Source organism: Acidimicrobiales bacterium (genome assembly GCA_036491125.1).
Lineage (GTDB): Bacteria > Actinomycetota > Acidimicrobiia > Acidimicrobiales > AC-9 > AC-9.
Map to the genome: position 1 here is coordinate 1 of DASXCO010000134.1, position 16,830 is coordinate 16,830.

A 16,830-nucleotide genomic window follows, 5' to 3' on the forward strand; every position below is an offset into this window, starting at 1 on the left:
GTGTCGAGCACGCTGGAGCAGGGCGATTGGAACGCGCAACTCGTACGCGGGGATCTGGGCAAGGCCGTTCAGCAACTCAAGCTGGAGTCCGGCAAGGGACTGTTCGTGGGAGGTGTGAAGCTCCCGCTGGCGTTGACGGAGCTGGGATTGATCGATGAGTACGAGTTCGTGGTGCATCCGAGGCTCGCGGGCCACGGGCCGACGTTGTTCGCGGGGCTCTCGAACCATGTCAGCTTGAAGCTCGTGAGCCGTCTGGAGTTCGGCTCGGGGGCAGTGGCGATGCGGTACCAGCCGAGAAGGTAGCCATCGGGCCTGCTGGCCCGAGTGGGCCGCATCGTGGAGCCCTGGTTCGTGAAGATCACCTCGCCCAACGTCATCGACAGCCGGATGTAGTTCATGGGCATCGGCCTCCTCGAGTGACGTCACCTCGGTGGTCGTCGTGACGGGCGACCGCTTCCGTAGAGGAATGTTGCTCCGACTGGACGAACGTCGATGTCCCATCCGAGTTCTCGAACGTGTCGCTCGAGGTCGTCTGGTGCCCAGTAGAGCTTGACAATGTCAAAGCTCCGGCCGTCGCTGAGGCGTCGACTCGCCGCCGGGGTGTCATCGACGACCTTGATCTCGTCGCTGGAGGCGGCTCGGTCGTCCTCGTCGACGAACGCCACCTGACCATCGCCTCCGATACAGGTGGCAACAAGAGCCCAGAACTGAGCGAACCTGACCGTGGGAACATGCGACAGCCAGAATCCGAAGAACACAGCGTCATAGACCCGGTCCGGCGCCCAGCTGAACAGATCGGCCTCGATGTAGGTAACGTTCGCGGTCCTCACCTCCCGTCGATTGCGCTCCAGCATGCGCGGCGAGGCGTCAACGGCGGTCACCGACCGCGCCCGCCGGGCTAGCTCGGCGGTGAACATGCCGGGCCCGCATGCCAGTTCCACGACGTCGCCATAGAGAGCGGCATCGTGCACGACACTGCGCGCGACCTCGATCGGAATCATTCCCCGGATCCGCCGGTCAGAAGGGCTGGACAGCTCGCCGTAGTCGGGAGCGCGCAGGTCGTAATAGGCCCTCTGGGAGGCGAGGAGCCGTTCCGAGGAGTCGTGGACGGCCCGGCTGTACGAGTCTGCCACCACTACTGCTCGTGGCCGGGTCGCCGCTGATCGTCCACCGGCCAATCCTGGTCAATGCGACCCTCTAGGGCAAATGAGTATTGAGTGACTGGCTACGGAATCGCTGTGGGGAATGATGATCACGATGGCAGGCGCCGCGATGAATCCTGCATGTGATCGGACGCCATCGAAGAGCAGGACCCACAATGCATCGCCGGAGATGACTAGCGAGCGAGTCCACCGCGACAGCACCAGTCTCCGCTGCAACTCCTGCACCGCGGCTCGGCAGCACGGGGCGACCGCTTGTCGGCGCTTCGGCCGTTACGTGTCGGTATCGCCGACGGTGCTCACCTATCAGTGGGCTTCGCGGCCGCTCGACGGCCGCCGATCGCTCTCGTAGATCCAGGACACGTATATGACGCCGCGTCCGTCGGGATCGAGGAAGGTAACCCCGCTATTGTCGTCCCAGTATGGGTGCTGGCTGGCCGCCGGGTTCACCCCTTCCGCGAGGAGCTTCCGGGTGGCATCCTCGACCGCGGCTTTGTCGGGGAGATAGATGACAATCTGGTCGAAGGGGTCGATCGCACGAGCTTCTTCCGTGGAGCGAACGACCTCGAGATGGACTGGCGATCCCGGTAGTCCGAAGATGCTACCGTCCTCACCGTAACTGTCTTCGAACTCATCAATCACGGGCAGCCCTACGAGGTCTCGATAGAAATGCACAGCCGCCTCGTAGTGGGAGCTTGAACGGACGATTCGCAAGGAGCCCACCCGAAGATGCGAGGGCCAAAGGTCCCTAGCTGATGAGTGGTCAGTCATGCATGGCAGTATGGGCGGCGAAACGGATTGCCGCACAGCAGGGCCAAGCGCTCGGGTCCAAACGAGATCGTCAACTGTCGACCTTGGCCTTGAGGCGCTGGAACTCTTGTTCCGAGATGACCCCGCGTTGCTTCAAGTTGTCGAGTCTTGCTAGTTCATCGGCGGCTCCTTGAGCGCCGCCACCGGTAGCAGCTGCGTCCTGGACGTACTGACGGAATGCCGCGTCTTGGGCCTGGGCGGCAGCTGCGGCCCTTTCGTGCATCTCTCCACCTCGAATGAGTAGGTAGACGAAGACGCCCAGGTACGGCAACAAGACAACGAACAGAGCCCAGACCGCCTTGCCGGCGCCGGAGAGGTCTCGGCTACGGAAGATGTCCCCGAACACGATGATCAGTAGATAGAACCAGATGATCCAGAAGAAGAACACCAGGAACGCCCAGAGCACCTGGCCGACACCAAACGTGGCTAGCACCGTAGGTGACTCCATGAACGTCATCGGTCCGGCCCGACTTCCTCCTCATCGAAGGCCACCGGCAGTGTGGAGCCATCGGACACCCGGCGGATCTGGTAGCGCCTGCGTCCCCCGATCTCCTCGTGCCACGCGACTTCGAATCCCGACGTCCACGAGCGGTCGAAGCGGTTGCGAACCCGGACCCGTGCACCCCTCGGCCAAAGCCCTGGGCTCCGTCTGTCCTGATCTTCCATGGTCATCCTCAGTAGTACGGGGTCTGGTTCGTTTGACGACTTAGACCCGCCAAGATTCGTGCGGGTCATCGAGCCGACCCACGAGCCAGACGACGCCAATCAGGAACAGCGCCCACTATCACTTCCTGTTGTTGGCGATCGCGATATCGCACTACATGGTCCCTGTCGTTGAACAATCGGTGACATCTAATCTGCTCGACAGCTTGGTCAAAATCGTCGCAGTGACCTATCCCCACGTGTCGGCCGTCCCGGATCACCTGGTACCCCTTCGAGGTCCCCTTGATCTGCCAGGTAGCGGTCCATAGTCGCATCGCTTACCTCCCAATCCAGGCTGAGCCCACGCCAACGTTGAACAGTGCGCGGGTCGCACCGAGGGTGTGAAGAGTCCATCAGTTCACCGTCGTAGACATTCGGGGTTCGCGAGCAGCAAACAAGACGGTATTGGAGAGGTCGTGGAATCGCCGTGGAGACCTGATGGAGATTCGACAGACAAGACTCAGAGCCGAGCGCCCAAGCGCGCATCCACGCGGCGGTGAGCTGTGCCCGACTGGCTGGTGCTGATGCAACGGCTAACATCGGTGGTGTCGGAGGGGAGTAATCCTTTTCGCTGGCATCGACATCACGGCGAGGCGCCCGGTGCTGGCGGCCCTCAGAGCGGGCGGAAGAGACCTTCGGCTGATGCAGTCGAGCAGATCAGCCGGAGAGCGCCGTGGACGTATCGGTTTGGGCATGGATAGGCGTGGTTGGGTTCATTCTCGCCATGCTCGTCGTGGATTTGCTCGTCCTGCATCGCGGGTCGCAGGTCATATCGGTCCGGAATGCGGTCAACGAGAGCATTCTCTGGATCGCTCTTGGAGTCGGCTTCGGCGTGCTCGTGTGGAGCTTGGCGGGCGGGGAGAGGGGCGGCGAGTACTTCGCCGGTTACCTGACCGAGAAGGTGCTCTCCGTCGACAACATGTTTCTCTTCTCGGCGATCTTCGCTGCTTTCGCCGTCCCCGCCGCCTACCAGCACCGGGTGCTGCTCTGGGGGGTGGTCGGGGCGCTGGCCACGAGGGCGGTCCTCGTCACCGGAGGAGCTACACTGTTGGCAGAGTTCTCTTGGGCGATCGACGCGTTCGGTGTCCTTCTCCTCGTCGTCGCGGCCCGAATGGCCGCCCACCATCGGCCGGTCAGGGACCCCAAGCAACTCGGAATCTTGCGGCTGGTCAGGCGGGTCGTGCCCTCCACAGCCGAGTTCAGCGGGCCCCGCTTTGTCGTGCGGGAGACCCGTCGCGACGGCCGGACTCGCTGGCTAATTACTCCACTTCTAGTTGCTCTATTCGCCATTGAGGCCACCGACGTGGTCTTCGCTGTCGACTCTGTCCCCGCCGTCTTCGGCATAACCAGCGAGCCGTTCCTCGTCTTCACATCTATCGCCTTCGCCGTCGTGGGTCTGCGGGCGCTGTACTTCCTTCTCGCCGCCGCCATGGCCCGTCTTGTCTACCTTCGCTTCGGTCTGGCCGCCATCCTCGGCTTCGTGGGCGTCAAGATGTTGCTGAGTCGGGTGTACCACTTGCCCGTATGGGTCTCCCTGCTTGTGATTGTGGTTGTGCTGTTGGTGACCTGGGCAGCCTCGGTATGGCGGGCTCGTCCTGGCACACGCGAAACGGACGGGGGCGGTGCTCCTGGGCGGGTCCGGGCGGACGCACGGATCGACACAGCAAGCAGGGCCAGGACCGGGATCAGCGGTCCCGTCCGGCCTAATGGTTGACCGGTGGCGGGCCAGAGCGAGGAAGCGTCACCACGAACCGCGCGCCGGCGCCGAGCCGGCTGGAGACCTCGACGGATCCGCCATGGGCTCTCACGAGCTCAGCCACCACAGCCAGGCCGATACCGCTCCCCGCAGTCTGGCCCGCCCGACTGCTGCGCCAGAAACGCTCGAAGACATGGTCGAGCTCTTCGGCGGGGATTCCGACACCGGAGTCGGCCACCTCCAGGCGGGCCGTGCCGTCGTCAGGGGCAACCACCACGGTCACTTGGCCCTCAGCTGGGGTGAACTTCAGAGCATTGGTGAGCAAGTTCGTCACCACCTGGGCCAGCCGGCCGGTGTCACCGGCCACCATCGCCTTGGTCAGTTGTGTCGTGACCTGGATGTCGGCGGCCTCGAATGGATGGCGAAGCCCACCGACTGCCTGACCAGCTACTTCGGCCAGATCAACCGGCCGTCGCTCCAAGCGCAGCCCGGCGGCTTCGGCGGAGGCCAGCGTCTCTAGGTCCTCCACCATCCGCCCGAGGCGCAGCACCTCCTCGTGCAAAGAGGAGAGCAGGCTCGCCTCGGGTTGGGACACCCCATCGACGAGGGCCTCCGTCGATGCCCGGAGGATGGTGATCGGAGTCCGGAGCTCGTGGGCAACATCGGCGACCAGGGCCCTTCGCAGCGCGTCCTCGCGAGCCAGGGCGTCGGCCATCTCGTTGAAGGCCTGAGCCAGTTCGCTCAGCTCACCGGGGCCACCCTCGCCGGCGACCCGCACGTCGCGATCTCCAGTCTCCATAGCCCGGGCGACGCGGGTCAGGGCCACCACCGGGCGGCTGATGCGCCTCGACACCAGCACCGCAACGGCCAAAGCCAGGAGGGCGGCCAGACCTGCCGCCGCCGCCACCGTACGGACGAGCGCGTCGCGCAGGCGCCGATCGGGGCCCGGCAGGTTCGTCTCCGAGAAGCGCAGCACCACCGTTCCCACCCGGGTACCACCGACCACCACGCCGGAGGTGTACGAGGGTCCCTGGGCCGATCCGCCACCAGGTGGCCGAGTTGTGCTTCCCGCTGCCACCGACCTCCCCGCCGCGTCGAGCACGTTGAGGCTCGCCCCGGCCTCAGCGGCCAGTGCCTGTGGTCCGCTCAGGTTGGCACCGGCCCAGCCCCCGGCTTCGGCGTAGGCCGTCGCCGAGGCGTGGGTCACCGCTCCGACGGTCCCCTGCTGCTGTTCATGCACCAGGGTGGAGACGTCTCCGCGCGCTGCCGCCAGCGTGAGGCCGGTGAGCAGACCGATGGCGCCGATGGCGACGGCCAGGAAAGCCAGCGCCAGGCGAGCTCCGAGGGGTCCCAGCAGTGGGCGGTCAGCCATCCCTGCTTATGCCGAGGCGGTATCCCCCTGCCATCACGGTGGCCACGATGCGCGGCGCCCCAGGATCGGCCTCGATCTTCTGACGCAGGTTCTTCACGTGCGAGTCGATGGTGCGCTCGGATCCCTCGAACTCATAGCCCCTGACCCGGTTGATGAGCTCATAGCGGGAGTAGACACGGCCCGGGAAGCGAGCCACCGCGATCAGGATTCCCCACTCTGTCGGCGTGAGACTGACGACCTCGCCCCGCACGGTCGCCTCGCGGCGCGCTTCGTCGATCACCAGCTCGCCTCCGCCGTAGGAGGCCTTTGCCTTGGCTGCGGGGGCTCCTTCCTGACGCCGCAGAATGGCACGGACTCGGAGGACGAGCTCCCGCGGGCTGAAGGGTTTGGTCAGGTAATCGTCGGCGCCGAGCTCGAGGCCACGGATCCGGTCCTCCTCGCCGGATTTGGCCGTGAGCATGAGGATGGGCACATCGGAGGCAAGTCGAAGCTCCCTGGCCACCTCCTCGCCCGGCACGTCGGGAAGGCGCAGGTCGAGCAGGACCAGATCCGGCTCAGCCGAGCGACCCAGTCCGATGGCCTCGGCTCCCGAGGGGGTCGACAGCACCTCGAAACCCTCACGCTCGAGGTAGGAGCGCAGCAGGTCCCGGATCTTCGTCTCGTCCTCAACGACCAGCACGGTGGCAGGCATCGACCCTTTCTCAGACTCCATTCTCCCTCTTGTGCGCCTCAGCGAGGTTCAGTCCGGCGGGCCAGCATCGGAGCTCGCGCTCGTGCGTCCATGTCCGGATGACGGCGGCGGGTCGATTGCGCTGCTGTTTACCCTCTCGCGTGGAGCCCTCTGGGCGTGACGACGGCGTAGTAGCCACAAGACCCCGACGAAGAACAGCCCCCAGGGCAGGATCACGAATACCCACTCATCGACCACGCCGGCCCCGCTCCAGACGCCCGGGCCCCGCGCCGTGGGAGACCGTCCAGAACCGGCCCCGTCGTACCCCGAGCCTCTCAGAGGCCGTCCAAGAGGTTCCGTCCTCCCCGGCCCCAATGACGCCGCATTGGGTGATCGTGGTCATCGCTGCTCCTCGGGCGGTGATCTGCTCGCCACCTATGGAACCTCCAGCCGGTGCAATCGCATTGGAGAGCTGATGAAGGTGCGATGGAGACTCGCCCGACGATCTCCGCCGGCGCTCTCGCCACGAGCGAGGCTGAGGGGAGACATGAAACCCGGATCTCCACACCATCTGGACGACAACTTGACATCCACTTCAAAGCCAACGGCTTCACTGTTGGGACGAGTGCCGAGGACGGAGGAGTCCAGATGACCGTGCACCACTGCCCGAAATGTGAGCTCAGCTTCTCCTACAAGACCGAGCTCGACTGGCACGCGCGAGAGGACCACGACGTCCAGCCGCCGATAGAGGACCACCCTTCTACCGCCTCGTCACCCCTGGGGCGAAACGGCTCCGGGCCAGGGAAGCCACGGCAGCCGCCGACACAGAGAGGATCGACCGTCGATGGATAGACCGGCGCGGGCGGTCCGCGATGGTGACACCGGCTGTCTCCGGCTGCAGCCGCAACTGCCTTACGGCCTCCGATATGAAGTCATTGGCTCGTCGCGCGTCGTCGCGCCCGGGCCGAGACGATCTCGGTAAGTGACCTGATGAGAGTTTGCGTCGGGGTCGCGGACCTCGTCTTCGCCAGAGATGCACCGGCACGATGAGCATCGTGCTCCTCGTTCTGGGGCTGCTTGTCGTGGGCGGCGTGCTGTCTTGTCTCAGCTGGGTATCGACGTCGGAAGATCAGCGCTCGATCCAGCAGCACGAACGCGTGATGGATGTCCTGTGTGCGCTGTCTGGCCGCCGCTCCCGGCCTGATTGATCACAGGAGTCAAAGTCCATGCAGGGCGCTGTCAACCCCGCTGGAGGGGGGAACACTCGGCACCCTCGGCTGATCCTCTTGACACGAGTCTCCCAACCCACCGACACCAGGGGCTGGGACCGGGCGCTGAGCACAGCGACCGCGCCGGGCGGGGAGGTGGCCAGGGGGGGCAACAACCTCCCCGCCCAGGGGTGTTGCCGGGTCCGCCCGTGACTGCGGACCGGCGTGGGAACGAAGAGCAGGCGGCGATCACCTGGTCAGGACACGGGACGAGAGGACAGATGAAGGGCCCGGAGACGGGCTACCCGGTCGCTCGTCGACGGGTGGGTCATGAACAGCCGGGCGAAGCTCACTTGCCGACCAGTCAGTGGGTTGACAATGTACGCACTGGCCTGCGCCGGGCTGACGTCCATCGGCGTCTTCCGCGCCGCGACGTCGATCGTTTCGAGGGCTCGGGCCAAGGGCTCGCCATCACCGAGCAAGCTCGCACCGCTTCGATCCGCCTCGAACTCACGAGCTCGAGAGAGGGCGAGCTGCAACAGGGTAGCGGCGACTGGGGCGAGCAAGGCCAGCAGCAGGAACCCAAAGATGCCCATACCGTCCTCGCCGTCCTCGGAGCCGCCGAAAACAGACGTGAACACGGCGATGTTGGCCGCGTAGGTGATGGCGGTGGCGAGGGCAGCGGCGACCGACCCGATGAGGATGTCGTGGTTGCGCACATGGGACAGCTCATGAGCGAGAACTGCACGCAGCTGGTCTTCGGGGAGAATGGCAAGGAGGCCTCTGGTGACGACTAGAGCCGCATGGGCCTCGTCGCGCCCAGTGGCGAAGGCATTCGGCTGGGCGGCAGGCGACAGGTAAAGGCGAGGCATCGACATGCCTGATCTGCTTGTCAGCTCCGAGACGAGGCCCCCCAGCCCAGGCACCTCGGCCGCCGACACCGGCTTGGCCCGCGCCAGGCGGACAGCTAGTCGGTCGGAGAACCAGTACGAGGCGCCAACTATTGCCAGTCCGGCCAATAGTCCCACGAGTGCGCCAACCTGGCTGCCGATGGCCCAGCCGACGAGGACAAAGACGCCACCCAGGGAAGCGAGCAGGGTGAAGGCCTTGATGGTGTTTCTGTTCATACTCGCCGAGTAAAGGCGCCGGGCGTGCACGGCTCGTGGAGCCGAGGTGAAGACCGGATGGAGATCGGACGGCACCCTCCAAGATTCTTGGAGTCACGCGACGCCGACGAGGAAGAGCCCTGCGGCACGATTACCCCGCGGACGACCCGTTTCCATATCTCTTCCACGGTCGCTGCATTGCAACTCCACGCGGCGCGGATTGACTGAGGGATGCGTGCCTCCTATGCGTGGAGGCGGCGCCAATGTCAAAGGAGGAGTTCGTGGGTCCCGACACCACCACGATCGATGTCGACGTGCACAAGACGCTGGAAATTGGTGGGTTGGTTCTTCACATCAACACCATCTGGGCCACGGTCGTCGCCGGCATTGTCGTGCTGGGCTTGGGATTCTGGGTGCGCCGGCGCGCCACCTCGGGCGTACCCAGCCGCGGCCAGCTCCTCTGCGAAACTGCCATCTCGGCTGTGCAGCGCCAAGTCGATGCCAGGATCGGACCCACGGGTCGGCGGATCGTCCCGCTGGCCGTGACGCTATTCTTCTTCGTTCTCATCGCCAATTGGCTGGCCCTCATACCTACGGGTTCGCACGACCGCCTGCCTGCGCCGACCGGCGATGTCAATCTCACCTTCGCCATCGCCGCGTTCGTCGTCCTCTTGGTCCATGTCGCGTCGATCAGGACGCGAGGACTGCGGGGCTATCTGCGGCACTACGTCCAACCGGCCTGGTGGCTGCTTCCGATCAGGCTGGTCGAAGAGGTCGTCAAGCCCGTGACCCTGGCGCTACGACTCTTCGGCACCGTGTTCTCCGGCGCCCTGATGCTCATCCTCATCCTCGAGCTCTTCCCCAGTGCTCTTGCTCCTGTTCCGATGATCCTATGGAAGCTCTTCGAGCTGCTGATCGGGGCCGTCCAGGCGTTCATCTTCTCGTTGCTCACGATCCTCTACTTCGAAGAGGCTGTTCGGCCGGAGGAAGAGGCTCAGCTGACACCGGGTGGTCCGCCGATTCGAGCGCTCGCTCCCACCCGAAGCCGGTAGAAGAACATGACTTCAGCTCGAACCCCGTCGAAGCCGAGCAGGCCCTGAGGTAGCTGCGGCCCTATTGACATGCCAACCACTGGCGTCCAACAGAGAAAGGTGAATTGGTGCTCATCGCCAACTTCCTCGTACCAAATGCAACCTTCATCGTCGAGCTGATCGCCTTCGTCGTCGTGCTCGCGCTGGCGGCGAGGTTCATCATTCCTCCCATCGATCGAGCGATGAAGCGTCGCCAGGATGCCATTGCCGACGCACTCGCCAAGGGTGATGAAGCGGAAAGGCGCTTGATCGATGCCGATGCCGAGTACCGGGATCGGGTAGCCGCTGGCCGCCGGAAGGCGCGACTGTTCGTCGAGCGATCCCGCCGCCTCGGTGATCAGCTCCGAGAGGACGCGCGTAGGAGCGGCGAGGAAGAACGTGCGCGACGAGTGGCCAGGGCACAGGCAGACATCGAGCGCGCTATGGAGCGCGCCAGAAGGAAACTCCACGAGGGAGTCGACACCCTTCCTACCGTGCTGGCGGGGCGCACCCTCGGCGAGGGCGAGTCTGGCGCCACAAGGCGTCACGCGTCCGACGACCGCGATGCAGCCGCTGCTGACGTCGGGAGCGAGGCTGAGAAAGAACGTGAGCGTGAATCTCCACACCGTCTCGAAGAGAATTTGACATCCACTTCAAACCCAAGGGCTTCACTGTCGGCACAATCGTCAAAGACGGAGGAGTCGAGATGACGGTGCACCACTGTCCGAAATGTGAGCTCACTTTCTCCTTCAAGACCGAGCTCGAGTGGCACCTGCGCGAAGAGCACGACGCTCAGATGCCGATCGAGGTCCATTCTTCTGCCGTTTCGACACCCCTGGGACGAAACGGCTCCGGTCCCCTCTAGCCACCGCGGCCGCTTATCGTCCCGGCGAACGATTTCGCAATCCGACTATGCCCCGTCTGTGTGGCCATCCCCGGAGGGTGGCCTCAACCTTGGCCGTTAGATGCCCAGCACCTCAGAAATCGTTGAGCATTGCATCACCGAGCAGGCATTCGCTTGTAGCGGTAGCGTGCGTACGTGACGCCAAAGAAGCGCCACGTGGCGAACAGGGTGTGAACTATGAAATATCTCGTGTCATGGACAACGCGGAGTGGGGCGTCAGCTGCAGACAACGAAGCTGCCGTTGCCCGAGTCCTTCAGGTCTACAGCAAATGGAGTCCACCGTCCGACGAGACCTTCCACGAGTTCCTCGGACGACTGGACGGCCGAGGCGGCTATTCCGTCGTGGAGACCGACAATCCGGACTCCCTGGCCGAGGCTCCGGCGAAGTTTGGCGCGTACTTCGACTTCGAGATTGTTCCGGTAGCCGACATCGCCGAGACCGTCCGCCTCCTCGCAGAAGGGATTGAGTTTCGTAAGGCGGCCAAGTAGCCGTTAACGAACGCACCGGAATACGCCCACCTTGTATCCCGCAACGACGGCGGTCGCTCGGCCGTTGTTGGGTGGGAGGTTGGGTGCAGGGCCGCCTCTTAGTGGCTGCTGGCAGTCCCGCCGTTGAGAGCGGGGTCGAGCTCTACGGTCAGCGATGACGGCGCTGCCGGCGTCCGCTGGATGTTGTACTGACCGCCGACCAGTTGCGCCAGCTGCGAGGGGATCGGCGCCAGGTGGGGGGTGTCGGTGGTCGAGATCGTCACCCGCAGGCGGTCACCTGCCGCGAGGGTTGCCAGGGTGGGGAAGACCTGGATCTGATACTCCTCGGTCGCGCCGGGTACGACTGGCTGCGCCGACGTCTGGGTGTAGGGATGGTAGGGCAGTACAGTGACGCCGTTCGACGTCCATGACCTGGACGGGTCGCTGGCCCGTAGGGAGCCGAGCAGCGCTCCCTCGGTCAGCGGGTACGAGGTGCCACTGGGGGTGACATCGTCGATCTCAGCCACCCACTGGGTCTCGGCTGTGTTGGCGCTGGCGTAGACGGAGGCGGTGATCGGTCCGGCCACGGTCGCTGCGTTGCTGAGCGGAGCCGTGGTGTAGGTGGTCTGCCACGGGCCGACCTGGGTGGTGTTGTCCTCGTCGGCGCATGGCGCCAGGACGCCCGCCTCGTTTGACGGGATGGAGATGCCGCCCATCGACCACTGGTCGACCGGGCGGCCGCATGGGCTGCCCGTGGGGCTCCAGTCGATGGCATCGCTTGCGGCCGTTGCATCCGTGGGCTTGGTGGAGCCAAGGGCGCCACCGGGCCCGAAGTAGTAGGTCGTCGGCGCGGATCCGGTAAACGGGTAGGTCGTCGTTTCGTCGAACCGCCCCGTGCCCAGGTCGTAGTAGTGCAGGGGGCTGGGCGTGGTGGCCATGCCGGTCTTCTCACCCTTGAGCCAGGTGTCGAACCACTCCAGCTCGAGAGGGTCGACGTTCACGGACGAGCCGTTGATGTGCTCCCATGGTCCGTCGATGAGCTGGTAGCGGCCGGTGGTCCGCTGACCGTCAACCATCGGAGCGGTGGTCGGGCGGCCGGCGTAGGCGTTCTGCAGTGCTGCGTAGTCGAGCGGCTCGCCGTTTTGGAAGATGTCGAACTCGCCACCGACCAGGTAGGCGGGGATTCCGTTGGCCACGATGTTCTTCAGCACGTTGGACGGGTTGCGCGCTTGCCAATAGGTGCCGTCGTAGGCCTCGTCGCCGTTGCCGAGCACGTTGGCCTCGGTGGCTGCGTGGTAGCTGGCCAGACCGTTGGCGTGGTCCGACTCGATGCCAGCCATCTCACCTAACAGCTGCGGGTCGCTGGCGGTGTCCTCGACCGGGTTGGCCGTGTTGTCGACGCCCGTGAGCCCGAGATACGCCTGTGAGAATTCGAAGTCGACCAGCCCGCCCATGAACGACGTGTCGCGGTAGAGGTCGTTGGCCGGGACCATCGGGAAGATGGCCTTCAGCGGCGAGCCTTTGCCGACCGCGCCGGCAAGGAGCAGCTGGTCGATGCCGAGGTACGACGGGCCGTAGGTGCCGACCGAGCCAGTGGAGTTGGGGAGGTGTGCGGCCCAGTTGAGGACCTTCATGGCGTCCTGTTGCTGGATCGGATCGAACAGGCCCCACTCGCCGTTGGAGTCGCCGGTGCCTCGGACGTCCATGACGACTTCTATGTAGCCCCGCTGGACCAGGTAGTTGTCGGCTCCGCCGGTCACGGCACCACCCGACGGCGACGAGGCGGAGCCGGGTGCGCTCGAGCCGCCCTGGCCCTTGCCGTAGGGCGTCATGGTCATCAGCACCGGAAACTTCCCGTGCGCTGGGGCCCCGGACGCGGTGGTCGGGTAGATCTCGTTGACCCGGATGGTCGTCCCGCCGGCGCCGGCGATGGCGATGTCGTTGGTGGAGGCGCTGCCGTAGACGGCCTTCTCCGGCTTCCAGGTGCTGCCCGGCGCGGCGCTGGCGGCGATGACGTCGGCGGGGAGCTCTGGGCTGACGCCGGTCAGGCTCGACGGCGCGGACTCGATCGCCGGGGAGCCCGCCGGCGGCGTCGGTATGGAGGCCATCGCCGGTCCTGCGACTGCAAAGGCCAGCGCTGCAGCAGCTGCGGCGCAGGCTGCAGTCGTCTTGAACCCGCGGCTGATCCTGGCTTCCCGCCTCACGAGTCTCCCTTTTGGACCGTTGCCGCCCGCTAATCGGCCGGCCCGGCCGATTCCCAGCACCCCCGGTGGTTCGCCACACACCCCGTGGGGTCCTGCCCTGGGCGTCGAAAGCTCCGCGAAGAGGCTGGTGACGTGGCTGCCCGCCCGGGAAGGGACTGGTCGAAGCCAGCATCAGTGGCGATAAGCAATCTCCTCCTGTTGGACCAGGCTCACGAGATTGCCCAAGGCGATGTTCACATCGACGAGGTGCAGCCCCCACGTGGGATCTGGCTCGGGGGTTAGCCGAGGAGCGCTTCCGGTGGGTGTCACTTCCAACACGTTTGCCCCTCCGCTGTCCACGCACTGGGCGTTGTACCAGCCATCCCAGCCCACCCACGGCGTCGGTCCGCTCGGCGGCTGACCGCTGAACACGGCGGTAGTCACTGCGCCGAGAGGACCGGCGATTGGCATCAGCCTGAACCGCGACCGGAGCTCGCCGCTTCCGCCTGCCAGAGCAGCCGGGTTCGTACACAGAACCTGCGGATTGGCGATGGATGGGCCGCCGAAGGCGCGGGAGACCCCTTGGTCTGGACGACCGAACAGCGAGTTCGGCGGGGGTGGCTGGTCGAAGGTGGAGTAGGCGACCACGCAGCCGATCTGAGTGTTGGAACGACAGGCGGGCACGTGCTGAAAGTCGCCGCCGACGTCCCGTCCCGCAGGCACCATTATGTTGCCCCCCATGAGCAGCGCCGAGACGAGGAGGCGACGCTCAGCCGGGTTCGGATCGACCTGTTCCCGGATCAACCGCGTGAGCATTGCTGATCCCTGGGAGTGCCCGATGAAGACCACACCTCGACCGTGGTTATCGTGGGCGAGATAGTCCTGCCAGGCCGTGAGCACCCCGTTGTAGGCCTCGTTGATCGCCGGCGTCCGTATCTGGCCCGGCCTGTTGATCGCGCTCAGGGTGAGTTGGGGGTAGATGGGAGCGAACACCCGGCACGCCGCCGAGAACTGTGAGGCCTGCTGTTGGGCGACGCCAATTTCTGCTGGATCCAGGTTCAGGTTTGCGTTGACGGTCGGCTGCGAGCTTACGGTTGGGTAGACGTAGAAGCAGTCGATCGGCGGGTTCTTTGCTGGCGCCAGGTTCTCGGTTCGAGCGGCACCGGCGCTGCTTGTCACCGTCGTGGTCAGGGAAGCCGTGCATGGGTTTCTGGCGAGCCCAGGGCGGCATAGCCATGGTGTCTGCGTTGGAGCCGCCGAGAAGGCCGACGACCTGTTCCCGAAGGTAGAGGTCGAGCTAGCACCCTTGGCGCTGCTCGATGAGCAACTAGCCAGGAGTACTCCCGCCGCGGCGAGCACAAGAAGCCGCCCGCGGGAACGGCTCGCTCTGCCCAGGACCGGTCTCGCATGGCTTGTACGCAGCACGAGAGACCACCCCTCAACTTCGGCGAAGGCATGACGGTAGTCCTTTGGCGACCGGCCCCCCTACCGACTCGGTCGCCGACCGCGGTCAGCTCTGCGTAGCGGTCGTCGACCGCCTGCTGCCAGACGCCTACTTGGTCCCGCGATCGAGTGCGACGGCCGGCAAGTCCGCCACGTCCTGTTTGTTCAGGGACAGCTGTATGCCGTCCTCGCTGACTGAGGTGACCGCAGCTATGGGGATGGCCACTTCTTTACGGGTGAACAGATGGCCTTCCTGGAGGAGCACGTGGGTCACGTGACGAGTTGGGCCGTCCACGAGCAGCCCTTCAGCGTGCCCAATATGGCCATCGATCGCCTGAACCTGCTCACCCCGACGGACGGCTACCTCGTCGACGGGCAGAGTGTCGACGGTGACGGGAAGGGAGGCGTTAGCTCCGAAGTAGGGCCAAACGAGCACCTGCTCGGGATCGAATCCCGGGTAGCCCTCTGTACCCGGTAGGAACCTGGTCTGTTCTGCCCGTTCGAGGTTCTCGAAATCGGCCCTGGTGCACCGCAGAGCGACCCCGTCGACGCCGGCGGCCGCCACCCGGTCGAGCGGGACGAGCCGTCCGAGGCCCTCACGGTGATCCGGCTCGACGACCAGGTGAGTCACCGTTTGATTTAGAGGGTCCACCACGACCTGGGTGACCCGGCCGCCGACGCCGTCGGTGCAGCTCGCCTCGGCCCCAATCGTGAACGCGATGCTCTCGGACACGGCCACCTCCTAGTCGCCGGAAACACTCTACGGCCGGACAAGGTTTGTCGCCTCCGACCTGCGGGGGGCCGGAGAAGCTCGGCGGAACTGGGGAACAGTGCGACGTCGAGGGTCGTTCTACCTGATGAGTCGGCGGGCAGGGAGGTGTGAAGGCCAGGGCGAAATGCCTGATCCGGGCACGGCTGCGCGGGTCGGCCATAGACCAGCACTATTCAGATCGAAGAACCACACCGAAAGGAGTGGGCCGTGTCGGACCGCTATCAGAGAGACTCCGAGAGGGTTGCCCGCCTGACGCCAGAGCAGCGTCGGGTCACCCAGGATGACGGCACAGAGCCGGCGTTCGGAAACGCCTACTGGGACAACAAGGAGGCGGGCCTGTACGTAGATGTAGTCTCCGGTGAGCCGCTGTTCACCTCCACGAAGAAGTTCGACAGCCACACCGGCTGGCCGAGCTTCACCGCCCCGGTCGAGGCGGGCAACGTGGTGGAGAGGACGGATGCCGCTCACGGGATGGTCCGGACCGAGGTCCGATCGACCCACGGGGACAGCCACCTCGGCCACGTCTTCGACGACGGACCCGCCGACGCTGGCGGACTGCGGTACTGCATCAACTCCGCGGCACTACGGTTCATCCCGGTCGACGATCTCGAGCGCGAAGGCTACGGCGACTATCAGGAGCTTTTCGACAACACCGAGAACAGGAGAGGTGCACATCGATGACGGACGCCTATGAGAAGGCCATTCTCGCCGGAGGCTGCTTCTGGGGGATGCAGGATCTCATCCGCAAGCAGCCCGGAGTGATCTCGACCAGGGTCGGCTACACGGGCGGGGACGTCCCCAACGCCACCTACCGCAACCACGGCAGCCACGCCGAGGCCATCGAGATCATCTTCGACCCCAATGTGATCACCTACCGGGATGTTCTCGAGTTCTTCTTTCAGATCCACGACCCGACGACCAAGAACCGGCAGGGCAACGACGTCGGCGCCAGCTACCGGTCAGCCATCTTCTACACGAGCGACGCCCAGAAGAGGATCGCCGAGGACACCGTCGCCGACGTCGAGGCCTCCGGCTTGTGGCCTGGGAAGGTTGTCACCGAGGTCTCGCCCGCCGGGCCTTTCTGGGAGGCGGAGCCTGAGCACCAGGACTACCTCGAGCGGTACCCCGACGGCTACACGTGCCACTTCTTACGCCCAGACTGGAAGCTCCCGCACCGCGCCGACAGCGTCACCTGAATGCTCCGATGATGGGCTCATCGTCGTCACGGGACTGGTGGGGTCGCGCCGCTGGGCGTGATCGCACCAG

17 protein-coding genes are annotated in these 16,830 nt (G+C 65.2%); 8 read left to right on the top strand and 9 right to left on the bottom strand.

Annotation, left to right across the window (positions count from 1 at the left end):
- A partial coding sequence (locus tag VGF64_11020; protein ID HEY1635281.1) for a dihydrofolate reductase family protein occupies positions 1-303 on the top strand: 303 nt, incomplete at its 5' end.
- Positions 304-422: 119 nt separating this feature from the next.
- On the opposite strand, the gene VGF64_11025 is transcribed toward VGF64_11020, so the two are convergent.
- From VGF64_11025 to VGF64_11035, 3 genes are all read right to left on the bottom strand, one after another.
- A complete protein-coding gene (locus VGF64_11025; protein ID HEY1635282.1) occupies positions 423-1,133 on the bottom strand; it encodes a class I SAM-dependent methyltransferase in 711 nt (236 codons plus the stop codon).
- 333 nt (positions 1,134-1,466) lie between these two features.
- On the bottom strand, positions 1,467-1,883 hold the full coding sequence (locus VGF64_11030) for a VOC family protein (GenBank protein ID HEY1635283.1): 417 nt from the start codon (positions 1,881-1,883) through the stop codon (positions 1,467-1,469).
- A gap of 118 nt (positions 1,884-2,001) precedes the next feature.
- A complete protein-coding gene (locus VGF64_11035) occupies positions 2,002-2,403 on the bottom strand; it encodes an SHOCT domain-containing protein (protein HEY1635284.1) in 402 nt (133 codons plus the stop codon).
- Positions 2,404-3,345: 942 nt separating this feature from the next.
- On the opposite strand from VGF64_11035, the gene VGF64_11040 reads away from it, so the two are divergent.
- The gene (locus VGF64_11040; GenBank protein ID HEY1635285.1) at positions 3,346-4,386 is read left to right on the top strand and encodes a TerC/Alx family metal homeostasis membrane protein; all 1,041 of its coding nucleotides are present in this window, start codon (positions 3,346-3,348) and stop codon (positions 4,384-4,386) included.
- On the opposite strand, the gene VGF64_11045 is transcribed toward VGF64_11040, so the two are convergent.
- Positions 4,376-5,740 carry a HAMP domain-containing sensor histidine kinase gene (locus VGF64_11045; protein HEY1635286.1) on the bottom strand — a complete coding sequence of 455 codons (1,365 nt, stop codon included), beginning with the start codon at positions 5,738-5,740 and terminating at the stop codon, positions 4,376-4,378. The genes VGF64_11040 and VGF64_11045 overlap by 11 nt on opposite strands.
- Complete coding sequence (locus VGF64_11050) at positions 5,733-6,431, bottom strand: response regulator transcription factor (GenBank protein ID HEY1635287.1); 699 nt, start codon at positions 6,429-6,431, stop codon at positions 5,733-5,735. Before VGF64_11050 ends, VGF64_11045 begins: the two co-directional genes overlap by 8 nt.
- Positions 6,432-7,456: 1,025 nt before the next feature.
- Here VGF64_11050 and VGF64_11055 point away from each other — a divergent pair.
- Complete coding sequence (locus VGF64_11055) at positions 7,457-7,618, top strand: hypothetical protein (protein ID HEY1635288.1); 162 nt, start codon at positions 7,457-7,459, stop codon at positions 7,616-7,618.
- A gap of 257 nt (positions 7,619-7,875) precedes the next feature.
- Here the strand turns inward: VGF64_11055 and VGF64_11060 are convergent, their stop codons facing one another.
- Complete coding sequence (locus tag VGF64_11060; GenBank protein ID HEY1635289.1) at positions 7,876-8,745, bottom strand: M48 family metalloprotease; 870 nt, start codon at positions 8,743-8,745, stop codon at positions 7,876-7,878.
- A 260-nt stretch (positions 8,746-9,005) separates the two neighbouring features.
- Between VGF64_11060 and atpB the strand changes: the two genes are divergently transcribed.
- From atpB to VGF64_11075, 3 genes are all read left to right on the top strand, one after another.
- Entirely contained in the window at positions 9,006-9,776 is a 771-nt protein-coding gene (gene atpB / locus VGF64_11065) for a F0F1 ATP synthase subunit A (GenBank protein ID HEY1635290.1), read from the top strand.
- Between the two features lie 107 nt (positions 9,777-9,883).
- Positions 9,884-10,504: a F0F1 ATP synthase subunit B gene (gene atpF / locus VGF64_11070; protein ID HEY1635291.1), complete on the top strand. Its 621-nt coding sequence runs from the start codon at positions 9,884-9,886 to the stop codon at positions 10,502-10,504.
- A 383-nt stretch (positions 10,505-10,887) separates the two neighbouring features.
- Positions 10,888-11,187, top strand: coding sequence for a DUF3303 family protein (locus VGF64_11075; GenBank protein ID HEY1635292.1), 300 nt, complete (start codon positions 10,888-10,890; stop codon positions 11,185-11,187).
- Between the two features lie 98 nt (positions 11,188-11,285).
- On the opposite strand, the gene VGF64_11080 is transcribed toward VGF64_11075, so the two are convergent.
- The 3 genes from VGF64_11080 to VGF64_11090 form a co-directional block, all read right to left on the bottom strand.
- Positions 11,286-13,274, bottom strand: a complete 1,989-nt coding sequence (locus tag VGF64_11080; protein HEY1635293.1) for a CocE/NonD family hydrolase — start codon at positions 13,272-13,274, stop codon at positions 11,286-11,288.
- A 267-nt stretch (positions 13,275-13,541) separates the two neighbouring features.
- Positions 13,542-14,528: a DUF3089 domain-containing protein gene (locus VGF64_11085; protein HEY1635294.1), complete on the bottom strand. Its 987-nt coding sequence runs from the start codon at positions 14,526-14,528 to the stop codon at positions 13,542-13,544.
- 373 nt (positions 14,529-14,901) lie between these two features.
- Positions 14,902-15,525 (bottom strand): hypothetical protein, encoded by a 624-nt coding sequence (locus VGF64_11090; GenBank protein ID HEY1635295.1) that lies wholly within the window; start codon positions 15,523-15,525, stop codon positions 14,902-14,904.
- Between the two features lie 246 nt (positions 15,526-15,771).
- On the opposite strand from VGF64_11090, the gene msrB reads away from it, so the two are divergent.
- Both msrB and msrA read left to right on the top strand, forming a co-directional pair.
- Positions 15,772-16,245, top strand: coding sequence for a peptide-methionine (R)-S-oxide reductase MsrB (gene msrB, locus VGF64_11095; protein ID HEY1635296.1), 474 nt, complete (start codon positions 15,772-15,774; stop codon positions 16,243-16,245).
- The gene (gene msrA, locus VGF64_11100) at positions 16,242-16,760 is read left to right on the top strand and encodes a peptide-methionine (S)-S-oxide reductase MsrA (protein ID HEY1635297.1); all 519 of its coding nucleotides are present in this window, start codon (positions 16,242-16,244) and stop codon (positions 16,758-16,760) included. Before msrB ends, msrA begins: the two co-directional genes overlap by 4 nt.
- The last annotated feature ends 70 nt before the right edge of the window (positions 16,761-16,830 follow it).

Bases quoted from the DNA above. Each gene is read 5' to 3' on its own strand.
- VGF64_11080 (HEY1635293.1), bottom strand. From the start codon at position 13,274: ATGGCCTCCATACCGACGCCGCCGGCGGGCTCCCCGGCGATCGAGTCC.
- VGF64_11045 (HEY1635286.1), bottom strand. From the start codon at position 5,740: ATGGCTGACCGCCCACTGCTGGGACCCCTCGGAGCTCGCCTGGCGCTG.
- VGF64_11060 (HEY1635289.1), bottom strand. From the start codon at position 8,745: ATGAACAGAAACACCATCAAGGCCTTCACCCTGCTCGCTTCCCTGGGT.
- msrA (HEY1635297.1), top strand. From the start codon at position 16,242: ATGACGGACGCCTATGAGAAGGCCATTCTCGCCGGAGGCTGCTTCTGG.
- VGF64_11055 (HEY1635288.1), top strand. From the start codon at position 7,457: ATGAGCATCGTGCTCCTCGTTCTGGGGCTGCTTGTCGTGGGCGGCGTG.
- VGF64_11050 (HEY1635287.1), bottom strand. From the start codon at position 6,431: ATGCCTGCCACCGTGCTGGTCGTTGAGGACGAGACGAAGATCCGGGAC.